This is a genomic window from Gottfriedia acidiceleris (genome assembly GCF_002128425.1).
Taxonomy (GTDB): domain Bacteria; phylum Bacillota; class Bacilli; order Bacillales; family Bacillaceae_G; genus Gottfriedia; species Gottfriedia acidiceleris.
In genome coordinates this window covers 15263-39622 of record NZ_NESS01000002.1, presented here as the reverse complement: position 1 = coordinate 39622, position 24360 = coordinate 15263, and the positions used below count along the sequence as shown (strand labels likewise).

Annotated in this window: 25 protein-coding genes and 2 pseudogenes; 7 read left to right on the top strand and 20 right to left on the bottom strand. The window is 30.6% G+C overall.

Features of this window, described 5'->3' with window-relative positions; translation table 11 throughout:
- Nucleotides 1-175: 175 nt before the first annotated feature.
- A complete protein-coding gene (locus B6K90_RS04085) occupies nt 176-511 on the top strand; it encodes a L,D-transpeptidase (RefSeq protein WP_088011488.1) in 336 nt (111 codons plus the stop codon).
- Between the two features lie 124 nt (nt 512-635).
- Here the strand turns inward: B6K90_RS04085 and B6K90_RS04080 are convergent, their stop codons facing one another.
- From B6K90_RS04080 to B6K90_RS04070, 3 genes are all read right to left on the bottom strand, one after another.
- Nucleotides 636-2924: a glycoside hydrolase gene (locus tag B6K90_RS04080; protein WP_088011487.1), complete on the bottom strand. Its 2289-nt coding sequence runs from the start codon at nt 2922-2924 to the stop codon at nt 636-638.
- 82 nt (nt 2925-3006) lie between these two features.
- Nucleotides 3007-4398 (bottom strand): sensor histidine kinase, encoded by a 1392-nt coding sequence (locus B6K90_RS04075; RefSeq protein ID WP_088011486.1) that lies wholly within the window; start codon nt 4396-4398, stop codon nt 3007-3009.
- Nucleotides 4395-5039 carry a response regulator transcription factor gene (locus tag B6K90_RS04070; RefSeq protein ID WP_088011917.1) on the bottom strand — a complete coding sequence of 215 codons (645 nt, stop codon included), beginning with the start codon at nt 5037-5039 and terminating at the stop codon, nt 4395-4397. Before B6K90_RS04070 ends, B6K90_RS04075 begins: the two co-directional genes overlap by 4 nt.
- Nucleotides 5040-5211: 172 nt before the next feature.
- Between B6K90_RS04070 and B6K90_RS04065 the strand changes: the two genes are divergently transcribed.
- Nucleotides 5212-6081 (top strand): metallophosphoesterase, encoded by an 870-nt coding sequence (locus B6K90_RS04065; protein WP_088011485.1) that lies wholly within the window; start codon nt 5212-5214, stop codon nt 6079-6081.
- 43 nt (nt 6082-6124) lie between these two features.
- On the opposite strand, the gene B6K90_RS04060 is transcribed toward B6K90_RS04065, so the two are convergent.
- A complete protein-coding gene (locus B6K90_RS04060; RefSeq protein ID WP_088011484.1) occupies nt 6125-6517 on the bottom strand; it encodes an antibiotic biosynthesis monooxygenase in 393 nt (130 codons plus the stop codon).
- Between the two features lie 151 nt (nt 6518-6668).
- Between B6K90_RS04060 and B6K90_RS04055 the strand changes: the two genes are divergently transcribed.
- Nucleotides 6669-7160 carry an FUSC family protein gene (locus tag B6K90_RS04055; protein WP_088011483.1) on the top strand — a complete coding sequence of 164 codons (492 nt, stop codon included), beginning with the start codon at nt 6669-6671 and terminating at the stop codon, nt 7158-7160.
- A gap of 81 nt (nt 7161-7241) precedes the next feature.
- Here the strand turns inward: B6K90_RS04055 and B6K90_RS24020 are convergent.
- From B6K90_RS24020 to B6K90_RS04040, 3 genes and pseudogenes are all read right to left on the bottom strand, one after another.
- Nucleotides 7242-7604, bottom strand: a pseudogene (locus B6K90_RS24020) (glyoxalase superfamily protein).
- A 56-nt stretch (nt 7605-7660) separates the two neighbouring features.
- A complete protein-coding gene (locus tag B6K90_RS04045) occupies nt 7661-8179 on the bottom strand; it encodes a nucleotidyltransferase domain-containing protein (RefSeq protein ID WP_407920493.1) in 519 nt (172 codons plus the stop codon).
- Between the two features lie 127 nt (nt 8180-8306).
- Complete coding sequence (locus tag B6K90_RS04040; RefSeq protein ID WP_407920492.1) at nt 8307-9776, bottom strand: SulP family inorganic anion transporter; 1470 nt, start codon at nt 9774-9776, stop codon at nt 8307-8309.
- A 161-nt stretch (nt 9777-9937) separates the two neighbouring features.
- Between B6K90_RS04040 and B6K90_RS04035 the strand changes: the two genes are divergently transcribed.
- On the top strand, nt 9938-10480 hold the full coding sequence (locus B6K90_RS04035) for a recombinase family protein (RefSeq protein WP_088011481.1): 543 nt from the start codon (nt 9938-9940) through the stop codon (nt 10478-10480).
- 67 nt (nt 10481-10547) lie between these two features.
- Here the strand turns inward: B6K90_RS04035 and B6K90_RS04030 are convergent, their stop codons facing one another.
- On the bottom strand, nt 10548-10739 hold the full coding sequence (locus tag B6K90_RS04030; protein ID WP_088011480.1) for a hypothetical protein: 192 nt from the start codon (nt 10737-10739) through the stop codon (nt 10548-10550).
- Between the two features lie 285 nt (nt 10740-11024).
- Here B6K90_RS04030 and B6K90_RS04025 point away from each other — a divergent pair.
- A pseudogene (locus B6K90_RS04025) lies at nt 11025-11792 on the top strand (divergent polysaccharide deacetylase family protein).
- Nucleotides 11793-11858: 66 nt separating this feature from the next.
- On the opposite strand, the gene B6K90_RS04020 reads toward B6K90_RS04025, so the two are convergent.
- The 11 genes from B6K90_RS04020 to B6K90_RS03965 all read right to left on the bottom strand — a co-directional run bounded on the left by B6K90_RS04020 (nt 11859) and on the right by B6K90_RS03965 (nt 19935).
- A complete protein-coding gene (locus tag B6K90_RS04020; RefSeq protein ID WP_088011479.1) occupies nt 11859-12371 on the bottom strand; it encodes an AAA family ATPase in 513 nt (170 codons plus the stop codon).
- 139 nt (nt 12372-12510) lie between these two features.
- Nucleotides 12511-12882, bottom strand: coding sequence for an iron chaperone (locus B6K90_RS04015; RefSeq protein WP_088011478.1), 372 nt, complete (start codon nt 12880-12882; stop codon nt 12511-12513).
- A gap of 108 nt (nt 12883-12990) precedes the next feature.
- Nucleotides 12991-13266: a DUF4190 domain-containing protein gene (locus tag B6K90_RS04010; RefSeq protein WP_235821705.1), complete on the bottom strand. Its 276-nt coding sequence runs from the start codon at nt 13264-13266 to the stop codon at nt 12991-12993.
- 427 nt (nt 13267-13693) lie between these two features.
- Nucleotides 13694-14095, bottom strand: a complete 402-nt coding sequence (locus B6K90_RS04000) for a DUF5412 domain-containing protein (protein ID WP_407920491.1) — start codon at nt 14093-14095, stop codon at nt 13694-13696.
- Nucleotides 14096-14164: 69 nt separating this feature from the next.
- Nucleotides 14165-14542, bottom strand: coding sequence for a hypothetical protein (locus tag B6K90_RS03995; RefSeq protein WP_088011476.1), 378 nt, complete (start codon nt 14540-14542; stop codon nt 14165-14167).
- 123 nt (nt 14543-14665) lie between these two features.
- Nucleotides 14666-15352, bottom strand: coding sequence for a Dph6-related ATP pyrophosphatase (locus B6K90_RS03990; protein ID WP_088011475.1), 687 nt, complete (start codon nt 15350-15352; stop codon nt 14666-14668).
- 179 nt (nt 15353-15531) lie between these two features.
- Nucleotides 15532-15906, bottom strand: a complete 375-nt coding sequence (locus tag B6K90_RS03985) for a dihydrofolate reductase family protein (RefSeq protein WP_088011474.1) — start codon at nt 15904-15906, stop codon at nt 15532-15534.
- A 342-nt stretch (nt 15907-16248) separates the two neighbouring features.
- Nucleotides 16249-16968, bottom strand: coding sequence for a metallophosphoesterase family protein (locus tag B6K90_RS03980; protein ID WP_088011473.1), 720 nt, complete (start codon nt 16966-16968; stop codon nt 16249-16251).
- A gap of 282 nt (nt 16969-17250) precedes the next feature.
- Nucleotides 17251-17709 carry a GNAT family N-acetyltransferase gene (locus tag B6K90_RS03975; protein WP_088011472.1) on the bottom strand — a complete coding sequence of 153 codons (459 nt, stop codon included), beginning with the start codon at nt 17707-17709 and terminating at the stop codon, nt 17251-17253.
- A gap of 130 nt (nt 17710-17839) precedes the next feature.
- Entirely contained in the window at nt 17840-18517 is a 678-nt protein-coding gene (locus B6K90_RS03970) for a DUF975 family protein (protein WP_088011471.1), read from the bottom strand.
- A gap of 161 nt (nt 18518-18678) precedes the next feature.
- A complete protein-coding gene (locus tag B6K90_RS03965; RefSeq protein WP_088011470.1) occupies nt 18679-19935 on the bottom strand; it encodes an alkaline phosphatase in 1257 nt (418 codons plus the stop codon).
- Between the two features lie 849 nt (nt 19936-20784).
- On the opposite strand from B6K90_RS03965, the gene B6K90_RS03960 reads away from it, so the two are divergent.
- Together B6K90_RS03960 and B6K90_RS03955 are read left to right on the top strand one after the other, a co-directional pair.
- Complete coding sequence (locus tag B6K90_RS03960; protein ID WP_088011469.1) at nt 20785-21810, top strand: YARHG domain-containing protein; 1026 nt, start codon at nt 20785-20787, stop codon at nt 21808-21810.
- The gene (locus B6K90_RS03955) at nt 21807-22658 is read left to right on the top strand and encodes an N-acetylmuramoyl-L-alanine amidase (protein WP_088011468.1); all 852 of its coding nucleotides are present in this window, start codon (nt 21807-21809) and stop codon (nt 22656-22658) included. The genes B6K90_RS03960 and B6K90_RS03955 overlap by 4 nt, the downstream gene beginning before the upstream one ends.
- Before the next feature lie 447 nt (nt 22659-23105).
- Here the strand turns inward: B6K90_RS03955 and B6K90_RS03950 are convergent, their stop codons facing one another.
- Complete coding sequence (locus B6K90_RS03950) at nt 23106-24044, bottom strand: zinc ribbon domain-containing protein (RefSeq protein WP_088011467.1); 939 nt, start codon at nt 24042-24044, stop codon at nt 23106-23108.
- Between the last annotated feature and the right edge of the window lie 316 nt (nt 24045-24360).

Sequence of the window (24360 nt, the reverse complement as noted above, 5' to 3'; positions counted from 1 at the left end):
TACGTATTATTAATTTCCTTGTACAACTAAACTGTCAGCCGAACAGGTGAACAAGAAAATTAAAATAATTCTTTTACAGAGCATACTATTTAATCATACTTTTATTCTATGAACCCTCTATTTAACAACTATTTAACTTTCTTCATACTATGGTTAAAAACGGGAGCTGAAAAAAATGACTAATTGGATTTACATTTCTACATCTCACCGCCAACTAAAACTTTTCGACGGTAACACACTGATTAAAACTTACCCAATTGGAGTAGGAAAAATGCTGACTCCTACTCCTACGGGCACATATACAATTATTAATAAAGATCCAAATCCTGGTGGACCATTTGGCGTACTCTGGATGGGACTATCAGCTCCACATTATGGAATTCATGGAACTGATAACCCAGCAACAATTGGTCACTATGTTTCACATGGCTGTATACGAATGTACAATCAGGATGTTCTTGAATTGTCTTCAAAGGTTACAATTGGTACAGGAGTCGTAATTCATCAATAAATAAACTAATGATATTTGGTCATTCTTGTTGAAAAAAAATCCCACAAGAGTTTATTACCTTGTGGGTTTTAGCTGTTTAATAGATTGTTTTATGAAGCCTGCATTCTGAGAAACTGCCTTATTTTTAATTAAATACAATCTTTTTATTTCCCTCGTAAATAACGGCTGTTTTTGATGGAATCGTCTCATTCTTGTACTTGAAATTACTATTCGAAAAGTTAACAATTACCTTGAGATTTTTACCGAATTCAGTTGATTGAACAGTCCGATCTTTTTTAAGGATTTTATAATTTGTCATTTCCATTTGCACTGCTTTCTCATGAAATGATGACCATATTTTTAAGTATGACGTTATCATCTTTTTATTATTCTCCCATTCTTTTGAATCAAGGTGATACAGGGGAGGAACATTATATAGTAATTCATAGAGCATGCGGTTTTTTATTTCATCTTTTATTTTTAAGCTTCCAAATTCCCAATGATGAGTAGTTATTACTGAATTATTATAAACTAATTTGTACATTGGTATTGTATACGCTGGATTTAAGTATACTTCTTTATAAAGCTCTTTAATCGGTACTTGCTTACTATATCGTTCGGGAATATCTTTCGTAGAAGACCAATATCCACCCACATAGTACTGGCTATTTTTATTTGTTCTCATATCTGAATCACTCCATTGGATGACAGGTGTTTCAATTCCATGAGCAAAAGCAATCGTTTTACTTGCAAAGTCATTACCACCTTCAGAACCAACTACCATGTTTTTCTTCGTTGCAATATAATTCATTCGATTTAATCGAGCTGCTAAATCTTGTTTCTGTGTAGTTGGGTGAGCTTTTGTATAGTCATCATAAATTTCTCCTGTTGCATCACAATCGATAAACCATGTATTAAAATCAATTCCACCTTGTAATACAGCACCTACCCGTTGTTTAACACTCGGTAAAGATAAGGTTGGATTAAGTTTTCTCCCTCTACCTAAAAATCCCTTAATCTTTTCACCGTTTTTATTTGTAATTGTTGCATTATCATAAAGTCCTTTGTCTTCAAATGACGCTGTATTCCAATCAATTGATGCATCCTTTTGGATTGAATGGTATGAATCATAAGGTCCGATTAAATAGCCTAGTTTGTTTGCTTGTTTTACCATTTCTGGATTAATTAATCCATTTGCCCAGTTAGGAAGACCAATCCAAGCCTTTCTTATACCAGACTTATTTAAATCATTTACTAAATCAATAGAATCATAGTTTGCCCACTTATTTATTGGGTCTATTGAATCACTTAACGCAACTTTTAAAAGATGCTTATTTAATGTATATAATTCTTGCTCACTTAATTTACTGACACCTTTTTTAATTAATTTATTTGATTCATCATCTAAATCATGAAAAATTGATTTATTATAAAACTGATTTAATTTAACAACACTATTTAAGGCTCTAATTAGATTGTTTTTTTGGTAATTATCAAGATAGGTTTGTTCTTTTGCATTATTTAGTACATTCCTATACTCATCAGCTTCTTCTGGATAATGCTCTTTCATTAGCTTCACAGTCCATTGGAAGAATTCACTATTTAATTTCTTTTGAAATAAATTCCATTTTATGTTTTCACTTGAAATCGCTTCATTATTCCATAAATAAATATGCGGGGCACCATATAATTTTTCTATATTGTGGTTCTCTTTACTTTTATCTGCTAATGTTTTAAATTCACCTTTTTCAACTACAAAGTCTTTGTAGATTTTCGCAATATGAACAATGTCGTGATCTGTTACATAAATTCGGAAACCATATGTTTTATCTGGATTAATAGTTGGAAATTCATGTTCAAATGCAAAGTTAATTGATGAATTCGAATTAAATTTTACTGTATTATTGAACATATTTTTAGCTATGTAAGTAATCGAGTACTTACTTTTATTTAATGTGAAAAATCTCATTGAAAAGCTTTCAGCAAATGAAAGTTCATCATTTGATAAAAACTTCTTCCAATTTTCATCGTTACTAGGAATCATTTTTCCTTCTCCAAAAGGTAAGATATAACTCGATGAGCTTACTTTTGGCCATACAAATTTCTTTGAACCAGATGACTTAAGTGTAACGTCTAAGTAATTTTTTTTCTTTTGAATATTTATATCCATTTTCTCATCAGGATAGCTCCACGAAACAGACTGTCTTGTTTTTACTAGATTTGTAACCCTCTCCTTTTCCATTGGAAGTGACGCACTTTCCTTGACTCCATCCTTCTCAACAAAAAGTTCAAAAGTTTCGGGCTTAACATCAAAAGTAAAATCACTTGGTATAAAAGTTAAACCCGTAGAAGATTTTTTGTTTACTTGCTGGCAACTAGATAAAGTGGTAATTAATAAAATACTTGTACAGATTAAACTAATTATTTTATTCATTTACATTCCTCCTTAGTTGAAAGCATAACGCTGCTTTGTGACATGAATGTTACAACGAAGAAGAATATTAAAAACCCTTACTCTACTGTAAGGGTTTGTATTTTGGAAAATGAATAGAAAATTGAATGCTTCCATCTATTAATTTTACTTCATGTTTTAATTGATGACGGTTTAAAATGGATCTTACAATCGCTAAGCCTAAGCCTGTACCGGTTAAGTGTTTATTTCGAGAAGTCTCCATAACATAAAATGGCTCCCAGATGTTCTTAATTTGAGCAGAGTCTTTAAGATTTGTTTCATTTTCAATGATGAATACAAATTCCTCTTTAACCTCGTAAAACTTGATGGTTATTTCAGGATTTTTTGCATATTTAATAGAATTACTAATTAAATTATTAAATACTTTCTCCATTTGGTCTCGATCTGCTTCAATATAAAATTGATGAATGCCATTACTATCTTTTTTTACAACTATGCTATTTTGACTCATTTCTATTTCAAAATTATCCAAACATTGATGAAAAAGCTGAATCAAATCAATTCGTTCTAGCTTTAATATTTCACGTTCAATTCTAGATAACTCTAATAATTTATCAATTAACCGGTTTATTTGATCTGTTTGTTTAATAATTGTATCTACATAAGTTCCATCATCTATTCCGTCATAAATGCCTGCAGAATAAGCTTTGATTAAAGCCAATGGTGTTTTTAGTTCATGAGAAATATCTGATATAAATGTTTTTAAGTTGGCATTCCGTTGATTTAAATCATCGTGAGCAATCCTCAGTTTGTCACTCATTTCGTTAATACTCATTGCAAGTTCTTCGATTTCATCATTTGTTGAAATTTTTGCCTTTTTAAATTCTAATTGGGCGATTTCTTTAGAAATATCTTTTAACTCTTTTAATGGATTCGTTATTTTTTTTGACCAAATCCAAACCATTAAAATCAACATTAGAATCAAGAAAATCATAATATAAATGGTAAACTTATTGACGATTTGAACAGCATCACTTAAATAAACAATAGACACACCGACTACAATAAATAGATTATCCTTTTGAATAAAATCGACTAAAAAACTAGACTTCAACTTACCTTGATCGTAGATTTTACTAATTCTTTTACCACTCTTTACTTGTTTTAATGTTTGTTCTGTAACCCAAAATTTATTTAAGGTTACTCTTTTTTGATATAAATTGTCTCTTAATGATCCATTAAACTCGTCTAAATTAGTATGAATTGGTTCATAAGCGATTGTTACATTATATTTTTGCTCCAAATGATCAATTGATTGTTTAAACTCTGCCATTGGCATCTTGTTTATTGTATTTGATAATTCATGTACTCTATTTTTCATCTGGTATAAGTAATATTTTGGTAATAAATACGAATTGATTATTAGATAGAAAATAAAAACAAAAAGAATACATGCTGTAATTGTTATCGATATTTTTCTTCCTAATCGATTCATTTTTCTTTTATAAGACTGTATCCTAAACCTCGATGTGTTTGAATAAGATCTTCTCCAATTTTTTCTCTTAATCTTCTTATATGGGTATCCACCGTTCGATCATCGCCATCATAATCTATACCCCATACATTTACTAATAAATCCTCACGTGACAAGATGTTACCACGATTACGAACTAGACAGCTTAATAAATCAATTTCTTTTTTAGTTAGATTTATATTTTCCTCGTTTCTAAATGCTAATTTACCTTTAAAATCTACTTTAATATTACCAATTAAAATCACATGCTCTTCTTTTAGTAATTTTTTAGCTCTAGTAACCAACACCCCTGGATGGAATGGCTTTCTTACATAATCGTCAGCCCCTAGTTTTAAAGCTTGTAATTCGTCCTCATCTTCACTTTTAGCTGTAAGCATTAAAACTTTTGTTTCACCATTTTTCTTTATTTCTTTACATACATTGATCCCACTATTATAAGGCATCATCCAATCTAAAATAGCTAAATCGATTTTTTCTCTATAAAAGATTTCGATGGCTTTTTCTCCGTCTTCCGCTAAAAAAACAGTATAACCCTCCTTCTTGAAATATGCATGTAAAATCTTTAACATATCTTTTTCATCATCAGCGATTAGAATATTGATTTTAATTCCTCCATTCAATTATGTTATTTTGTCACGTTCATGTAACAAAAGGAGCTTAAACTGCTTTCGAGGAGTGGAAACATGAGAATAATTGAAATTTTAATTAGTGCTTTATTTATTTTATTTGCAATCTTAATTGTATCAATTCATTCATAAAAGGTAGGTTATAGATATGAAATATACCATATTTCGAAAGATAGTTAGAAGTTTAATAGTTTTTACGATTATATTATTTATTTTTCCTATTTTGTTATACAGTTATTCAAAAAGTATTGAACCAAAAATGTTGGATGTAAATCAAGTATCAATTGCATCAAAATCTGTTTCAAAGCAGATGGAAGGTATGAAAATTGTTCAATTTAGTGATAGCCATCTAGGTGCTCATTATACATTAAAGCAATTAAAGGATGTTGTAGATCAAATTAATAAACAAAATCCGGATTTAGTTGTGTTTACTGGTGATTTAATTGATAATAGCGCTCTATACAATAAAATAGATCAAATCCCTGCAGTACTTCAACAATTAAAAGCAAAATATGGTAAATATGCTATATACGGTAATCATGACGTTGGTGGAGCAGGGAAGAAAATCTCATCATCTGTATTCATAAAATCTGGTTTTACAATTTTAGAAAATGAAAACAAAGAAATCGACTTAAATGATCAGAGTAAACTAAATATTATTGGATTGGATGATTATCTTTTAGGAAGACCAAATCCAGTTGAAGCATTTAAAAAAATACAAAAAAATGCCTTTAATCTCTTACTAGTCCATGAACCCGATGTCGCAGCACGCCTTAAAGAGTATCCGATTGACTTACAGCTTTCTGGCCATAGTCATGGTGGACAAATAAAACTTCCATTTCACGAAGCAATTTATACCCCACCTCTAGCAACTATTTATACTGAAGGGTTATATAAAATAAATCATCGCATAAAACCTTTGAACTTATACGTAAATCGGGGCATTGGAACAACAAGGCTTCCATTTCGACTTTTTAGTGTTCCAGAAATTTCAGTTTTTACTTTAACGAATAAATGATAAAACCCGCAAGGAAATATGAATTCCTTGCGGGTTTTATCATTCAATAAGCAAAGTTTGTAACTTTTTCAACCAAGTTCTCAAAGTGGTCTTCTCGTGTACAAATTACGTTCGCGATGAAAGAGTTAAGACATTGGATTAAAATCCTTCCAGATTGATACTGATAAAAGTTCATGAGTAATGTTTTCACTAAACCAAGATTCATTCCATTCTGCCTGGCTTCTCTCAACCTCGTTCGTTCTTCATATTCTTCTATACTTCTATATTTAATAAATAAATTGATGTAATGATAGTTCTCATCTTCTCTTTGCATTAAATTCATTCCAATATTTGAGGGTTCTGAATGAAATTTTGAATGTGCTGACTTTTTTAATTTTGACTTAAAATCGTCTAAATACTTCTTTTCAAACTTATATTCAAATAAGACGGTTATCATTGTTTCAACCCATTTCTATTATTAGTTGTCTATTAGCTAATCACTATTATTAGTATTCATTTTCTTATTCATACTTATCAAGCATTCATACATAATGGATTTAATTTGAGAGGATAATATAAAAAAATAGAAATTTCTATAAGAGGTGCTTATGGAAGAAACAAAATCACTGAACTCATCTGAAAATATAACTAGTCTTATTTGGAAATTATCAATTGGTTCTGCATTAGCATGGGAAATCTCAAAATTTTTTGGTTCCTCACATCCCTACTTAGGTCCAGTTTCACTTATCCTTACAATTCAATCGACAATGGACAAAACAATTAGTTTATCGATCAAGCGAGTAATCGGAACAATGATCGGAATTGGAATAACAGTAATAATTGCGAGTTATCTAAAAGTGACTGGATGGAACTTAGGACTTTTAATTCTAATTGGTACATATATTGCTAAATGTTTAAAATTAGACAAAAAAGTACTTCACCAGGTCGCTCTCACAATTTTATTTGTCTTTGCATTTGAACATCAATCAAAGGATTATGCGATGGATCGAATGAGGGATACGCTTGTAGGTGTCTTAACTGCTGGTTTAATACAGTTCGTTTGGTCTTCAATACAATCAAGAAAAAAAGAATTGCAATAGTACAAATAATAATATGATTGTGGATTTATTCAATATTTAAGGGGATTAATTTAAGGTTGTTCTTTACTATACAATAGAACTTTAGTCTTTCATGTTTTCATAAAACACAATTCTATTACCAAATGGATCGCAAATACGAACCTCTCGTGTCTTCCAAGGAGTTTCTTCGATGCCAGGGCGAGCATATTTGTATTTCTTTGCCAGTAGATTTGAATAAGTAATTCTAAATTTTCTACCTCAATTCGAATAGCGGCTCCTGGACTACAATCTCCATGGTGCTTGAGACAGATGAATTAAACAATTGTTATAAGATTTTTACATATATAAAGGAAAATCATCTTCAAATCGATGCTCCCAATCAATCTCAAATTCTAAAAAAGTTATGTAAAATTCTTTTGCCTTAACTTCAACAAACATGCGTAGAATCGGTGTTGGACTTTTCATAGAAATTTTCGAAGTGCTTATTTCTTAGATCTCCTTTTCTTATTAAACAAGTTCATTTAACTTATTGAATCAATAATTCCTTTTATTACTTTCATACTCTCAATGTCCTTTGGTCGAAGCTTGTGTCCAGTTCCTTTTTCATAAACCTTTTTTTCTTCAAGTAACTGGTATGGGCTTAGGACATTAATTGATATACCATTTAAAAGATATTTTTGCATTGGCAACGCATCGTTCCTCCATTCCCAGTCTGGAAAACCATTCGCAATGATTTTACCTTCGTCTGAAATTATAACAAATACAATACTCACATCAATATCATCTTTAATGAAATCTGTTTGAAGCAAACTAACCGGTATTTTCTTAAATCCAGCATTGATCATGGCTTGCTCTATATCTTCCCGATATTGAATGAAAGTGACTAAATCAATATCCGAGTGTGCGCGAGTCACTTTACCGAGCAGGAAATCAATCGCCCACCCTCCTCGTAGCCAAAGATGAAATTTTAGATTTAAACAGATTGTATTTATTTCACTGAGGATCTTTAACTGTTTCTCTACTGAATTGATATTGTCCAATTTCCCCACATCCTTTTTACATATATTTATTTGTTTCTACATCTAAGGTATTGACACCTTCTACAACTTAAGTTTGTAAATAAATTCCTAATCTAAAAAGGCTTCTTCAATATGAAGAAGCCCTTTCTTAATGTCCAATATTTTGGTTTATACCATTTGATTTATTAAATACAGCTATTGAATCAACAATTGATTTACTTGCTGTATTTAAACCAATTATGCTTGTTTTAATATCATTTTCGTGAAATTTCATCACAATTTTATCAATTGCTGATACACCAGATTCATCCCATATATGAGCATTTGATAAATCAACCTCGATTTTTTTCACTTCGTCTTTAAAATTAAAGGCTTCAACAAAATCTGTGACCGAAGCAAAGAACAGTTGACCTTCTACTTTATAAACTCGCTTATTTACTTCAAGTTGAGAAGTCACTTTTACTTTCGAGATTTTCGATGCAAAGAAAACAGCACTTAACAAAATTCCAATAATAACACCTATGGCTAAATTATGTGTCGATACAACCGCTCCAACAGTTATAACCATAACTGCAGCATCAGTTTTAGGTAATTTGTGTAATGTTTTAAGTGATGACCAATCAAATGTACCAATTGAAACCATGATCATAACAGAAACTAATGCAGCTAATGGAATTTGAACGACTAATTTATTTAAAACAAGAATTAAAAACATTAAAAATGAACCAGCAACAAATGTAGATAATCTAGTTCGACCACCTGATTTAACATTGATAACAGACTGTCCAATCATTGCACATCCAGCCATACCTCCAAAAAATCCATTGATGATATTGGCAATTCCTTGTCCTTTGGATTCAGTGTTTTTATTACTTGAAGTATCTGTCAGATCATCAACTATTTGTGCAGTTAATAACGATTCAATTAAGCCAACTAGTGCTAAAGAAACAGCATATGGAAATATAACCATAAGTGTTTCAAAACTAAATGATACATTTGGTAAAATGAAACTTGGAAGAGATCCAGAAATATTCCCCATATCCCCTACTTTATTAACATCGCTACCAGAAAATATTGCAATCATACTAATAACAATGATTGCAACTAATGGTGATGGGATGATTTTTGTCATTCTAGGAAACAAATAAATGATGACTAATCCCCCTGCAACCATAGCGTACATATGCCATGTTTGACCAACAAAATAAGGTAATTGTGCCATAAAAATTAAGATTGCTAAAGAATTAACAAAACCCGTCATAACAGATTTTGGTATAAACTTGACTAATTTACCAATTCCTAAAAATCCTAGTATTACTTGGATAATCCCTGTTAAAATAGTTGCAGCAAGCATATACTCAATTCCATGTTTTTTTACTAGACCAGCTAACACAAGTGCCATTGCACCAGTTGCAGCTGAAATCATTGCTGGACGACCTCCAACAAACGAGATCACAACAGCGATACAAAAAGATGCATATAATCCAATCATTGGATCGACACCTGCAATAATCGAAAATCCAATTGCTTCAGGAATTAGCGCTAAAGCAACTACAATCCCCGCCAATACATCTGCTCTAATATTAGAAAACCATTCATTTTTTATTTTTTCTATCAAGTAACTTCCACCTCATATCTATTCTTTGACTTTTAAATCACATAAAATTTACGATTAATCACTAAAAATTAGTCTATCACCATTTTTCCCAAAAAGGAACCTTTTTTGGGAATGTTATATGATATGATAATGTAAACCCCTTAACAGTTAGGAGATTATATATGTTAATCGGATATATGCGCCCGAATCAAGATGACCCAAAGTGTGAAGAACAGCTACCACAATTAAAACAACTAGGTTGTGATGAGATTATATCAGAGGATCATTCATCTGCTAAAAATAGAAATCAACTTGAAACAATATTAACTAAACTTAATCAGGGTGATACAATTGCGGTCCCAAAACTATTTACTTTAGCTGATTCTACCCGTCACCTTATGGAAATTTTAGAAATTTTAGATTCAAAAGGTGCTTTTTTACAATCATTGGAGGAAAATATTAATACATGTACCCAATCTAAATATTATTTCATCGATATTGTAAAGCAACTACTTACTTTTCAAAGCAATGTAATAAGTGAAAATACTAAAAAGGGAATATATGAAGCCAAACAAAAAGGTATAACTTCTGGACGACCTAAAAAACCTGATGAAAATGTAAAACGAGCGATCGTTATGTATGAAAGTAAAAAATATACTCTTGAAGATATTAAACGGGAGACTGGAATCAGCAAGTCTACATTGTATCGTTATTTAGAAAATTAAAAATGACCTTTGATAAGGTCATTTTAGTTTTTGTTCATTTTTTATTTGTTTGAAATACGATTTTTATTTACTTTTGAGTCTCCTCGTTCTGGTTCATCTTATTTAATAACTTCACCACATTCTCATTTGGACTCCAGCAATTAAATTTATAGTTTGTCTTTGTTTCAAAGCCCAACCTGTTACAATAATATTTCATACCTTTTCCTTGTTTCTCTGCTTTAAAATGCTGACATGTTGCACAGCAATGGAAATCTTTCATATAACCTCCTAAGATGAAAACAAAACTTTAACTTCATTACCTTCACCAACAAAATCAAAATTCCTTTTACAATAAAAAATAAAAAAGTGAGCAGCAACGGGCTACTCATACTACTTTTTACCACTAATTTTAATTGAATTTTTATTTATTTAATTGAGCACAAAATCACATTTACTTGTTTATTTATTTAAACAGATAAGTTTCTTTTCAATATTTTACGGTTAATTTCTTCATAATCACAGAAAATAGTAGTGCATAGTAATTAATGGAAAAGGAGATTTACCGATGAAGCTTTGGATTACTTCGATTTTCTCTATATTTGTAGCTCTACTTACTACCTGCTCTTGTGTATTTGCTGAGCCTAATCATAAGCTTGCTATAGTGATTGATGATTTTGGTAATAACATGAAAGGAACGGACCAAATGCTTTCACTACCGATCCCATTAACAGTTGCCGTAATGCCTTTTTTACCTTCAACTAAAAAAGATGCAACTGTTGCTCATTCTAAAGGATATGAAGTAATTGTTCATTTGCCAATGGAACCAAGGAAGGGGAAAGCAAGTTGGTTAGGACCTAATGCAATTACAACCAACTTAAGTAATGAAGAAATTCGAAGAAGAGTATAAGCGGCTATTGATGACGTCCCATACGCAATTGGTATTAATAATCATATGGGTTCAAAAGCAACTTCCGATGAGAGAGTTATGCGCATAGTCTTAACTGCTTGTAAAGAAAGAGGATTATTTTTTTTCGATAGTAAAACGAATTATAGGAGTATAGTTTCTAAAATTGCAGATGAGATTGGAGTGCCGGTCATTGAAAACAAGTTATTTTTCGATGATCTATATACCTATAAGCATATAGAAAAGCAAACTCGATTACTATTAGAAAAAGTAAGAGTAGAACCAACTATGATTGCGATTGGACATGTTGGGGAACCAGGTGAAATTACTTCAAATGTAATAAAGGAATACATACCTAAAATTAAAGAAGAAGCAAACTTTGTATTCTTATCAGAATTAGTAGAAAATCTGCCAATCCCATTACATTAAGAAAAAAAGGTCTATAGACAAAAAATTAGGAACCGCGAATTGCGATTCCTATATTTTTGTTATGTGTTAGTTAAAGTAATTTTCAACTTCATTATTACTATTTACGACCAATATTTTATTATTATAATGTTGAAATTTTTTAAAGAATTTTGGTTTCCCAACTTCTTCAAAATACTTATTCCATTTAAACATTTTGAAAAATATTTTAAGCGTCGGTTTATAATTCGACTTCTCTAATCTAAGTTTTTGCAATAAATACCTTTTAATGATTCGGTAGGTACGAACAGAATAGCTAGTATCTAAAAAAATAATCAACTCTGCATTTTGAAAACTATTAGCTACCCATTCTTCATTATGAACACCTTCAATAATCCATGTATCCGAACGAATGAGTGTATCTAAATAGGAGATTCTTTCTTGTTCGGAACGCCTGATATCTTTATGACCCTTTTGCCTTTTCCATACAACATTATCTAACTCGTAATAAGGTATATTTAGCTTTGTGGACATTTTCCTTGCTAAAGTCGTCTTACCACTTCCGACTGAACCAATGATATGTATTTTCTTTGGTTTCTTCAATTAAATCACCACTTATCCAAAAACATTGATTCTATATTATTCGATTTAGTACTTAAAATGACCTTTTTCAGATTTAAAAATAATACATAATAAATAAAAATAGGAGCTGATCAAGTCAATTCCTATGAGATAAGTAATTTTATTTACGCCAAAAGGTCGTATTTTCTGCTTTATCTTGAATATTGAACTCAATCATTTTCTCAAGCAATTCGTAATTGACCGGTTCTTTCCATGGAATGCGAAATAAACCTTTTGTAGCACTATAGCCAGCCTTTGCAATTTCATCAGCGAAATGTACAATACCCACTTCTTCGGGAGATACGCTCATATGTTGCTTCGCAGTCGAAAAACCAATGATGAATGTGCCATGATTTGAAAACATAGGCGTATTCCACTTAATTTGCTGCTCTAAGTTAGGAAATGTAGTTGAAACCCAATCCAAAATTTCAGCAGTTCGCTCACGATGGTCTGGATGATCTATACCTGCTAAATATTCTGCAAAAACTTCCATATCAGTTCCTCCTCAAGTAAAAAATTATGTAGTAAAATGATGTTTTTCATAAATGGCAGGCTTTATGACTTTAATTTAAACTTATATACATTTAATAGTCAAATTGCTTTAAAAAGTCATTTTGTTACTCGTTGAAAAAAAAGTCATAATTCCTAAAACTAAAATGATAATCAAAATTATCTGTATGCAGATTCCAACAATACTGCAAACCCTTCCAGAAATTGCTAGACCTTTCCCCTTTTCATTCGAGTGATTTATTTCGGCAATACTCTTTCTAGAAATAAATAGACCAATTATACCAAGAATGAAACCAATATAAGGAATAATGATGGATAATACACCTAAAGTTAATGAAGAAATAGATTTACTATTTGTTGTTCCCAATGCAATTCCCCCCATGTTGTAATTTTACTTTTATTCTTATAGTACACTAACAACTTATGTTTGTAATTTGGGGGAATTTTGTCTTTTTCCATATTAAAATTTTTATCAATGCAAGGTTTTAAATTCAATTAATACTTGTCTTTGACAATCGTGTATTCTTGAAAATTAGATAACTATTTTTCTATTTATATGAAGGGTACGTAAAACCAAAATTTCCATCCTTAATTGTTTATTTCTTTTTCTCTCAAATAATTTTCATAAGCATCTTTTACTTTATCAAATTTCGGGAGATTTGGAGCTATCTTTGAAAGTCTTTTACTTAAATCGTTTAAAAGATATAATCCTCTAAACAAAGTGCCAGCTAAAATTCCGAAACCTATAAATCTATGAAAATTTCCCTCATAAAACTATTTTTAATTATGCTATTTTAATTATTTCTAAAATCAAATTTATCTTGAGGGACATTCAAAGTATGACCGTTAATAACAACTTTATCATTATCAATCCAGTCAATATCGGCTGCGCTCTCGCTATAATTCCAGTATATATTTTTACTCTTCTTTTCCTTGTTAAATACTAATTCTCCTCTTACAGCATAGTCAGTTGTTGCTCCTCCATTTGTAACATATGCTTTTAAAGTGTATTTTCCGTTTGGAGATTTTTCTTCTGTAAGAAAATCTCCTTTTGGCAATCTATTCATATCAAAAAATGCCCAGTATATCCCATACCCGAAAATACCCACTAATAATACGCTTACAGAAATTATTATAATAAATGTTTGTCGTCTTCTTTTCTGCCAATTTTTCTTACTTTCTAGTATTTTTGTCAAATAACTTACTCCTTTTTGAACCCACTGAAATAATTTCTTTAATTTAATTCATTAAAACTTAAATACCTACTATTTTCTACTAATTCTCTTCTGCTTAAGAATTTTAAAAGGAATTAAAAGTGTTATATCCAAAAATGATAAAATTCCCACAATAGCAACTAGTAAACCGATTACAACTTTAAAAGATTTTATTGACTTAAAACCAACTGAGTACAAGAATTGATATAGAATGTGATATACACTTACAAATAATAGACAAATAATAATTCCTTTAATACTTTCCATCCAATTTATTTTTTTAGATTCAAAGTAATATATAATGCTCTTACCGATGTGATAAAGTACCAAATAAATCAATACGTCTTTAAAATTCATATCAAATCCACTTACAATTAAAATGGCAAAAATTATTGCATTAATAACAGTAGGTTTAAATCTAATTTTCATATATTGTTTTACTTTCTAAAAAAAGAATGCATAGGAAATTCTCCATGGAAGTTTGTTTATATCTGAATTTTATCATAATTAAAATGGATTTTATAAACATTCTTAATTCCCCATTCTCATTTCTTAAGCAAGTTCTAAAGGCAAATAAGCATATTCTCCGTCCTTAATAATCTCACACTTTTTAACTTTTATCGGATAATTAAAAATCGGCCCATCTATTACCGTAGTATGGAACTCACCACTTTCTCCGCATGGATCAATTCCTCGAGATTCAAGTTCCTTCACATAGTCATGAGTTAACATTCGGCCTAAATCTTCTTCTCGCATTCCTAACGATAAGTTGACAGTTACAACAATTGTTTTAAAACCTCTATTTATAAACTCATCGACAGCTTCACGGTGATTCATTGCCCATAATGGCATACTAAGCTTTAATCCAACGTTTTTAGTAATCTTATCATGCCAACAATCTTTCACAGGCATATCTAAGTCTCCGGTAACTAATACATCTGCTCCTTGTTTTTTTGCATTTGCTAATAGCTGTATAAATACTTTTTCATACTCCTCCCAGCTTGCTACCCCTGTATATATAGGAAGTCCTATCGATTTAGCTTGAGCTTGTATTAATTCAGGAGGCATTCCATGAGATCTAGAACGTTTCCCTTCTTCCTCCAGCATAACGATTAATCCAATCGCTTCTCCTACTTTCATCGCTTTATACAAAGCTAGTACACTATCTTTCCCTCCACTAAAAGAAGTTATAAATTTATGACCAAACGCATTATTTTTCCAGTTTACTGTTTCTTCCATTGAAATTTTCTTTTTTAATCAAAAGACATTTTCACAATAAATATAATTCTATTTAAGCTTGTAGATTTTTTTGATTGTTAATCGTTTTTAAATGTCTCTGATTCAATTCCCATAAAGCAGTTTTATTATCTTCCCATTTAGATAACAATCTCCTCTACTAAATATGAATATTCATATAATTATTTCTTAACATAATGAAGCATAGCAAGTTGACCTAATTTTTCTACTTTCGTTAAAATGTATCTTTGGGTAATATCATCCCCAGTGTAAAGGGAGATTCCTTTCCCTAAAACAATTGGAGCAATAGCAAGTTGAAATTCATCAATTAAATTTTCTTTAAAAAATTCTCGAGCTAAATTCCCTCCACCAATGAACCATATATCTTTTCCAGGCTGTTGTTTTAAATTTTGTATGAAAGCTTTCATATCTTCATCTATAAAGGTAGCATATTCATCTGAACCTTTTGCAGATTTTGAAAACACATAGTTTTTGTATGTACTATAAGGATACTCTATATCAAATCCGCGAACGACATCATATGTTCCTTTTCTCATTACAACAGTGTCAATTCTTTCTAAAAGTGAATTATAGCCAGAATCTCCCTATACTTCTGTTGTTTCCAGCCATTCTAACGTGCCATCATTAATTGCTATATAGTCATCAATTGAAGTACCAATGTATAATATAACTTTACGTTGTTTTTCCATATTAAATCTCCAATCTTTATGTATTCATTAAACTAGTTTAATTATAATTTTAATAATATGCTGTTAGAAATAGAGTAGGCTCTACATAAATAAAAATCCTTCATTGAGATTGTCAAATCCATAAAGAAACAGCTAAATAATAAAAGAAACAGTGGGGAGGATTCGATTTCCCACTGTTATGTATTTTGATTATGAATTTCTGTACTTAGCAAACATTATTTCATCATGATATTTATCAAGATGAGGCAATTTTAATTCTTCAGCAATCATTAGTTCAGCTTCCTTATCATAATCTACCCTAACAAAGTTGATTGAATTTGTAGAGTATGAACCATCAAGGATCGCATATGACGCTGAAGTTAAATCAAGTGAATTTCCGACACTTCCTACATTACATAGAATACCATTTTTAAAAGTTTGTAAAAACGTAGTATGTATATCACCATAAAAGACGATATCAGGAGTTTTATCGTTCTCGTTTGAATTTGTTATTTTACTATTTTCAAACATACTTAGCCTCTTTTCAATTGAATGAAAAGGTAAAATCCGTTCAAATTCACTCCTTGGTGAAGCGTGAAAAAACCTGATTAATTGTCCATTTAATTCAAGGTCAATATGAAATGGTAATGTAGATAGAAAATCATAGTCTTTTTCTGTTAATCGGTCTCTAAACCATTGAATAAAATCATTTTCTGCAGGTGACTGAATAAATACATCCCAATTGCCACGAACTACTTTTTCGCAATTTTTTTGAACGAGCTCAATACACTCTGAGCCTTGAGGACCCTTACCAATTAGATCACCTAAGCAAAAAATCCTCTCAATTTGTCTAGAGTGAATGTCTTTTAAAACTGCTTCTAATGCAGTTTTATTTCCGTGGATATCTGAAATAATTGCTATTTTTGTCATGCTGCTTCCTCCTGTTCTCTAACATTTGCATTTTACTTTAAAGCCCGATCTAACTATGCCTTATAAACAAGCAAACATTTTTTGAAATTGTTAATGGGAAATTCTTATATTTGGTAACCATTAAACTATTCAATTTAAAAGAATAGTAATCCTTCCTTATTATTTTACTAAAAAGAAAAAAGGAGACATTTTTTAGCTCCTTGTCTTATTTTCACATTCAAAACAGTTACTTCTTACAAAAAAAGATCGACTCTCTCTGAATACTTCTATAAAGAACAAAAATTAATTCCGATGTCCATCTATTCGTGCCCGAATATAACCATTAAACACACATGTACCATTTGTGGATGAGTCTTTGACTTCAAAGCCACTTTTTCTGTAGAAATCGAAGTTATTAGAAGATGTATGTGCAAACCAATCGCCGTGTGGGAGTTTTTGAACACATAATTCAACTAGTTTTTTTCCGATTCCTTTACCATGATATTCTGATAGAACGATCAAATCTAATATATTAGCATACATAATTTTATCTGAAATAACTCTAACCATAGCAATTATTTTGTTATTATCCCAAACGGTATATGCCCAAGTAGAATTTTTAAAAATTAAGGAAAATTTTTCCTTCTGCCAAGTCGGTGTATTTCTAACCCAACCAGCATCATTAAAAAGGGCCTCAATATCATCGATTTGTATTCCCTCAGTACCTTCCCTAATCACTAATCCATTGAAATATTGATACATGCTTCTCCTCCTATAAGTAAATAGTAACCAGGTATACTTCAAATCAGATTGTTAAGTAAAAAAAAACGGCTGATCTTTATTGTTTTAAATAGGACAGCCGTTTTTTATTTTAAAACCATTAACCTGATACTCAAATATTAGAGTCAAGTTCATTTTTTTTTAATTCATGATAAAAATGTGCCTCACTTGCATTCATATAAGGAATCAACCATAATAACCCAATCCCAAGTGTGAATATACATAAAATAAACCAACCAATAAAAGAAAGGTCTAAACAAAACAATTTCCATTTATATCCATCCATCATTCTTCTACTCTTTGTAATGGCATCATTCGGAGTCAAATGAGGTTCTTCAATTAATATGTATGGCGCCATTCTATATGAATATGATTTTATAATGCCAGGAACAATGAAAAGCAATGTCCAAAGCGTAGTATATAAATAAGTTAAGAAATTTAGTAAAAATGCATTTAAATATAAGTTCAAGTTCGTAAAATAATAAAAAATTGTTTTTAAAGAATACGGTTGCTCATCTTCCTTTGTCACAAATGTAAATAGCCGTGTACTCCCAAGGGTAATAATAGCCGTAATAAATAAACTATAAATAAACGTTAGGTAGTCATCCCAATTAATTATATAGGATATGTATTTCGTCAATTCATTTTCAATGGGATTCGGGAAATATGTAGAAAGTCGATTTTCAACGAATGTAGTTAATACCAGCACGATGATGGTATATCCAACAAATTTTTTCCAATTCCCACTCAATGTAACCCTTGCTTTTGAGCGTATTTCTTCTAGGTACATAAAAACGCCTCCTTTCTGATTATGAATATAAAATTCTACATTATTCTACAAATACCTTTTTAAAGATTATGTCAATATTTTTACATTGTATTTATCCACTCAATTTCTAGTACAAAAAAAACATTCCATCAGTAAAAATGGAATGTTTCTTAAAATCTAGTTTATTTTTTCAAACCCATTGCTTGTTTAATAGCCTCATAGATAAATGTATTTTCATATGTTCCTGAAAATCGTTCTGCTCCTGCACCAATTGCTGTTAAAGGAACAGATACACCTCCATGCCCACTTGTTGTCCAGTCAATCATGAATTGATTGCTACTGTTTGCTACGTTAAATGGACCATCCTCTTTAGAAATTCCATCGCCAGACTCATCTTTTGTGTCCACATCTTCAATCGATAAACCGCCACATTCATGGTCTGCTACAACTAGAACAAGAGTATCAGGGTGTTTCTTCGCGTACTCCTTTGCTACAGATACTGATTTATCTAGTTCTTGACCTGCTTTGATCATTTTTTCAGCATTGTTCTCATGAGACATTTCGTCTGTTCCTTCTTCTTCAACCATTAAGAAGAAACCTTTTTTATTATCCGATAGAGTATCGATTGCTTTTTTTGTCATGTCAGGTAGAGATACTACTGGATCATAAAGATCACCTTTTCCTTCTTCTCTTTGTTCGAACATTTCTTCGTTTGCAAAAAGACCTAACAACTTACCGTTTTTCGCTTTTTGAAGATCTTTTGCGTTCGTCACGTAATTGTAGCCAAGCTTTTTCGCTTCATCAACAAGATTTCCTTGTGTTCCTTTACTTTGTTCAGAAGGATCCTTTGCTGGGTGATCTTCGAAGCTTCCAGCATTTCCTGCAGAATACCAGAAATCTTCTCCACCACCTAATAGTACATCGACTTTGCTGTTTTCAAGATACTGCTTTGCAATGTCACTTTGTTTAGAACGATCTGTCACATGAGCACCAAATGCTGCTGGTGTTGCATCCGTAATCTGGCTAGTTGTTACTAAACCAGTTGATTTCCCGGCCTCTTTCGCCATTTCCATGACTGTTTTTACTGACTTTTTGTTTGCATCAACACCAATTGCCCCGTTATATGTTTTTACCCCTGATGCCATAGCAGTAGCCGCTGCTGCTGAATCTGTTATAGTATTAGTTGAGCTAGTATGTACTAATCCCGCGTAAGGCATATCATCCATTGCTAGTTTACCAGTTTGTCCAACTGTAGCCAGTCTGATCGCTTCACGGTGTGCGGCCCCCATTCCGTCTCCAACAAAAACTATCACATTTTTTGCCTTTCCATGCGCGTGACTATTATCCGATTCTTTTGCATCTACAAAATGATTAACTCCGAATGTAGTTGCGGTTACAATTGATAAAGCAGCACTGATGATTGTTTTCTTTTTCCCCATAAATAACACTCCCTAATGAAATATTTCTTACTTTCAATATAAAGGAAGAGTATTTAGGAACTGTATATATACTGTAAATAAGGTATAAATTTGTATGAATAATTTGTAATCTTTGTTAAAGTGGCTCTTTTAAATGTCGTCCTGTTTTATATTTAATCTATATTAATCAGAGCCAAATAAAAAAAGAATCAAATTGTAGATTCTTTTCTCTATCAAACTATGATCTTTTAGATTTCTTAATGATTTTATTAAATAGTGCAAAAACTGCAATTAAAATAATTAAGACTAAACTAGGAAAAACGAAATTAAGCATTTTAGACCAGCCTTTCAAGTGTTGTTTAAAAATATTTCGTCATCTTAATTCCATTTACCTTTATTTATCTATTCAAAAACACCCTACCCCTTTATTTATATAGATAGAAATATCACTTAAATCATTATTATTTATAAGTTGTTTTTTATAATTGGGGGAATTCAGCACTTTATAGTGTGTTTTTTTATGAATTATAGGAAGTAGTTCAAATTTTTGCTTTAAATTAGATAGTTATCGAATATTTATAAATGTGTACATCCTTTTATTATCACAAAACTTATATTCAAACGAAACATTGTATATAAAATAAAAGCTTTCAGAAATTACAAAACGACTAAAGAAAAAGTCCTTTTAATAGTAACTTTAGGCATCCAATTCAATTTACTCATTTCTACATGTCATTTCTGTCCAACAGACATTCCTACATTGGTAACTTAGACACCTTATCCCATACTTTCATACATAAAAATAAAAAGCATTTTTTCTTAAAGTCAACATTAGAATATTTTTAAATATTAAAAAGGGAGTGAGATGATTTGGCTTACTGTACTAAATGTGGTGGTAGCTTAGAGCAAGGAGCAATATTTTGTACAAATTGCGGAGAAAGAGCTAGTATTCCGGAAGTGACTAATCCTGTCGAAACACGTTCGGAAAATAGAAATTTGCAGGAAAGTAATTACAAAAGTAAGTATAATAGAATGAAAGGTATAATTATTTCAATTGCCGTATTAATCATATTGGCTGTAGCTATTTATTTAATTTATCCAAAAATAACAAATAAAAATCAACACTCACAACATGTATCGAATGCGCTATCAAATAAAGATAGAACGAAAGAGGAAGCAAAAGTTTCTGAAAAAAAACCAACTAATACTCAAACGATTCCTTCTTATATAAATCGATTAGAACAATTAAAAATTAATGATGGGAATAGAAGTCTTTCTGTTGGTAGTTGGAACATAACACAAAGTGATGGTGCAATTAATTTAACTGCTAATAATATTTCTTCACAAAATCTCCAACTAATATTTAATTTATATGACAGTGGAAATATTTCGCCAATTAGGGACTGGGCTATTAAGGTAGCAAATATTGCAGATGAGGTAGCAATGTCTAAAAATACATCTTGGTATATTCTTGTTGGTAATCAGTGTGTTGCACAATATCCGCATACGTTATCAAAAGAAGATTTAATGTATTATTCAGGCTCTTGCGGTATTTCAGTACCTGTATTGGAAGGAAATTCGAAAGATGATTTAGCTATTGTGATTCATACAATGGTATATGGTGAGGTGTCAACTACAAATGAGTATATATTGCCAACAAGTAATATAAGAAAACTAACTCAAGCTGAAATAGATTATTTGACGAAAGAAGAGTTGCGCTATGCTAGGAACGAAATCTATGCACGTCATGGATACATTTTTAAGTCGGTTGATCTTCGCAAATATTTTTTAACTAAATCATGGTATAGTCCAGATTTGACATATGATGGTTCTTTAAGTGAAATTGAAACTTTTAATGTAAACCTGATCAAAGTTAGGGAGGAGTCCATTAATTGAAGTTGGTAGTTAATAAAAAGAGTCTTATTTTTTTTATTGTCTTTACAATCTGTGCTTTAAGTTTTTTATTTTATCCAAAAGATACTTCTGATATTAAACCGAACAAAACATCACTAACTCCGAAGCCTAATATAGAAAATGTTAAAGATAATTCTAATAAAACCATTCAAACAAACGAAAAGAAGAATTCAAAAAAACCACTTGTGATATGTATTGATCCAGGTCATCAAAGTAAAGCAAATACAGCGCTTGAACCATTAGGACCGGGTTCTAGTGTAATGAAGATTAAGGTGGCTGGTGGTACAACTGGAGTAGTGACAAAGAAGCCCGAGTATATTTTGAATTTAGAAGCCTCACTTAAGTTAGGTGAAATCCTTAAAAAGAGGGGTTACAATGTCATCTTCACTCGTACAACAAATAATGTAAATATAAGCAATATAGAAAGAGCAGAAATAGCGAATAATAACAATGCTGATTTATTTATAAGAATACATGCTGACGGGTCGAATGATCATTCAAATAAAGGATTTTCTGTATTAACTCCGTCTATAAATAATCCCTATATTCCTTCACTTTATAAGGATAGTTTACTAATTTCACAGAATATTGTTGAGGAAGTAAAAAAAGAGCAATCTACAAAAGTAAATGGGATTTCTTATCGTGATGATCTCTCTGGATTTAATTGGTCAAAGGTACCCGTTACTTTACTTGAGCTGGGATTTATGACAAATCCCGTAGAAGATCGAAAACTATCAAATCAACAATACTTAACAAATTTGTTGATGAAGATAGCTGATGGAATAGATCGATATAGTACTGACAAATCTAATGTGATTGTAGGTAAATAACATATCAAATTCTATTTACCCGAACTTCTCTTTTTTTGTTGTATTTTAGAACGTGTTTGGGTATCCTTGGATGCCTTACACGTTTCTTTTTTTATAGGTCCATTTCTGGTATTTATATAGTTAGATTTTTATAGATTTATAAATGAATTCATAATCTATAGAAAGCTTGTTAAAAATTCGCACTCCATTATTAAAAGCACAAATTGTCTTTTATTAATATTCCGCTCTGAACACAGAATGGAATGCTTGTCCATTTTTATTCAGAAAAAGGTCCCATCCAAGTAAAATAGTACCATCCACAAATTGAATGTGTTGTTTTTTCACTTTCTACTTAAATGAGATAATATTATAGATCTTAGGTATAGTTTTTGTTCTATCTATCTAACTATCGAGTTTTGGCTAATAATAACTTGCAGATTTAATTAAACTTTATTCGATATTTATTAATTAAAATAGCTTCCCTAACAGTAAGTCACTCATTCTATCAATAGTATTTATTATCACGGATCGTAATAAAATTATTTGTGTAATTGACATTACAATGAAAACTATTGAAATGATATATAAACTATCGATTCCTTTTGAATTAGTATTTTGGAACGAACTTATTAATAATGGTACAACACTAATACTTATAAATATCGATATTAAGACAAATATTAAACAAAGTGTTATAGAGACATAACTTAAAATAAATGCAAAGAAAATTAAAGCTAAACTAACAGAATATAAAGTACCTAATCTCGCAATAACTTCTTTTAATTGAAGATTTGTTTTTTTACCTTTTAAAAAAATGTAAGATGTAATGACAGTTACCAAATGAACAATTAAAATCATAACAAATGGGCTAATAACCAAGGCACTAAAATTTAATTGGCTACTGAAGTTTGTATAACCTCCTAGAACACTCTCTGTTGATTTAATACCAATTTTTAATACATTATATAAAGTTGCTGGAATTAATAGCGAATATAAAATTAAAATAATAATTCCTTTTAAAAAATGTTTTTCATTAACTGCTTGTGCAACACCATATGGCTTTTTACAAGCTAATTTAAAGAAACTCCAAAAGTCTAACATTGATGATTTAAATTGATTAAATTGCTCTGAATTAATATGATTTATTGCTTGGCTATTTGCGCCTGGTTCAGTTTCTGTTTGTGATAAGAGCCCATTATGTACGTTTCTGGCAGATTCAAGTTTCGATAGTTCAGTTCTAGATGTAACTACTTTTGAAACCGATTCACCTGAGAAAAGATCCTCATTAATCTGATCATGAATTGTTGAAATTACCTCTTCATTTTTCAAAGTAATAACTTTTGTTCCACAATTCCCACAAAAACGGTCATTTTCTACTAATGAATTGCCACATATTTTACAAAACATAACTATTCCTCCTTTTTTAATTAGATACCTTATTAATCTTGAGACGAATTTAAGATACTTTTAATTTATATTTTTATATGGAGGGAAAATTCTGAAAATAATCAATAAAATTTCAAATAAACTGTTTAAAAGGAGTATTAGATAATAATATCGCTTATATTATTATCTAATACTTCTTTCCTTTGGAATAAATAAATATTATCTCTCAATTAAAATAGTTTCTTAAGATGGTTTAGCTGATGAATTGTATATTGAAGAATGCTGGATTTCTCGTTTTAGTAGTAAATCTAAATAATATTCTTTTTCGAACTAAATC

Bases quoted from the DNA above. Each gene is read 5' to 3' on its own strand.
- B6K90_RS03950 (WP_088011467.1), bottom strand. From the start codon at position 24,044: ATGTTTTGTAAAATATGTGGCAATTCATTAGTAGAAAATGACCGTTTT.
- B6K90_RS03990 (WP_088011475.1), bottom strand. From the start codon at position 15,352: ATGGAAGAAACAGTAAACTGGAAAAATAATGCGTTTGGTCATAAATTT.
- B6K90_RS03985 (WP_088011474.1), bottom strand. From the start codon at position 15,906: ATGAGAAAAGGAACATATGATGTCGTTCGCGGATTTGATATAGAGTAT.
- B6K90_RS04055 (WP_088011483.1), top strand. From the start codon at position 6,669: ATGGAAGAAACAAAATCACTGAACTCATCTGAAAATATAACTAGTCTT.
- B6K90_RS03980 (WP_088011473.1), bottom strand. From the start codon at position 16,968: ATGACAAAAATAGCAATTATTTCAGATATCCACGGAAATAAAACTGCA.
- B6K90_RS04075 (WP_088011486.1), bottom strand. From the start codon at position 4,398: ATGAATCGATTAGGAAGAAAAATATCGATAACAATTACAGCATGTATT.
- B6K90_RS04015 (WP_088011478.1), bottom strand. From the start codon at position 12,882: ATGGAAGTTTTTGCAGAATATTTAGCAGGTATAGATCATCCAGACCAT.
- B6K90_RS03970 (WP_088011471.1), bottom strand. From the start codon at position 18,517: ATGTACCTAGAAGAAATACGCTCAAAAGCAAGGGTTACATTGAGTGGG.
- B6K90_RS04065 (WP_088011485.1), top strand. From the start codon at position 5,212: ATGAAATATACCATATTTCGAAAGATAGTTAGAAGTTTAATAGTTTTT.
- B6K90_RS03995 (WP_088011476.1), bottom strand. From the start codon at position 14,542: ATGAAAATTAGATTTAAACCTACTGTTATTAATGCAATAATTTTTGCC.
- B6K90_RS04030 (WP_088011480.1), bottom strand. From the start codon at position 10,739: ATGAAAGATTTCCATTGCTGTGCAACATGTCAGCATTTTAAAGCAGAG.
- B6K90_RS03975 (WP_088011472.1), bottom strand. From the start codon at position 17,709: ATGTATCAATATTTCAATGGATTAGTGATTAGGGAAGGTACTGAGGGA.
- B6K90_RS03965 (WP_088011470.1), bottom strand. From the start codon at position 19,935: ATGGGGAAAAAGAAAACAATCATCAGTGCTGCTTTATCAATTGTAACC.
- B6K90_RS04035 (WP_088011481.1), top strand. From the start codon at position 9,938: ATGTTAATCGGATATATGCGCCCGAATCAAGATGACCCAAAGTGTGAA.
- B6K90_RS04060 (WP_088011484.1), bottom strand. From the start codon at position 6,517: ATGATAACCGTCTTATTTGAATATAAGTTTGAAAAGAAGTATTTAGAC.
- B6K90_RS04085 (WP_088011488.1), top strand. From the start codon at position 176: ATGACTAATTGGATTTACATTTCTACATCTCACCGCCAACTAAAACTT.
- B6K90_RS04080 (WP_088011487.1), bottom strand. From the start codon at position 2,924: ATGAATAAAATAATTAGTTTAATCTGTACAAGTATTTTATTAATTACC.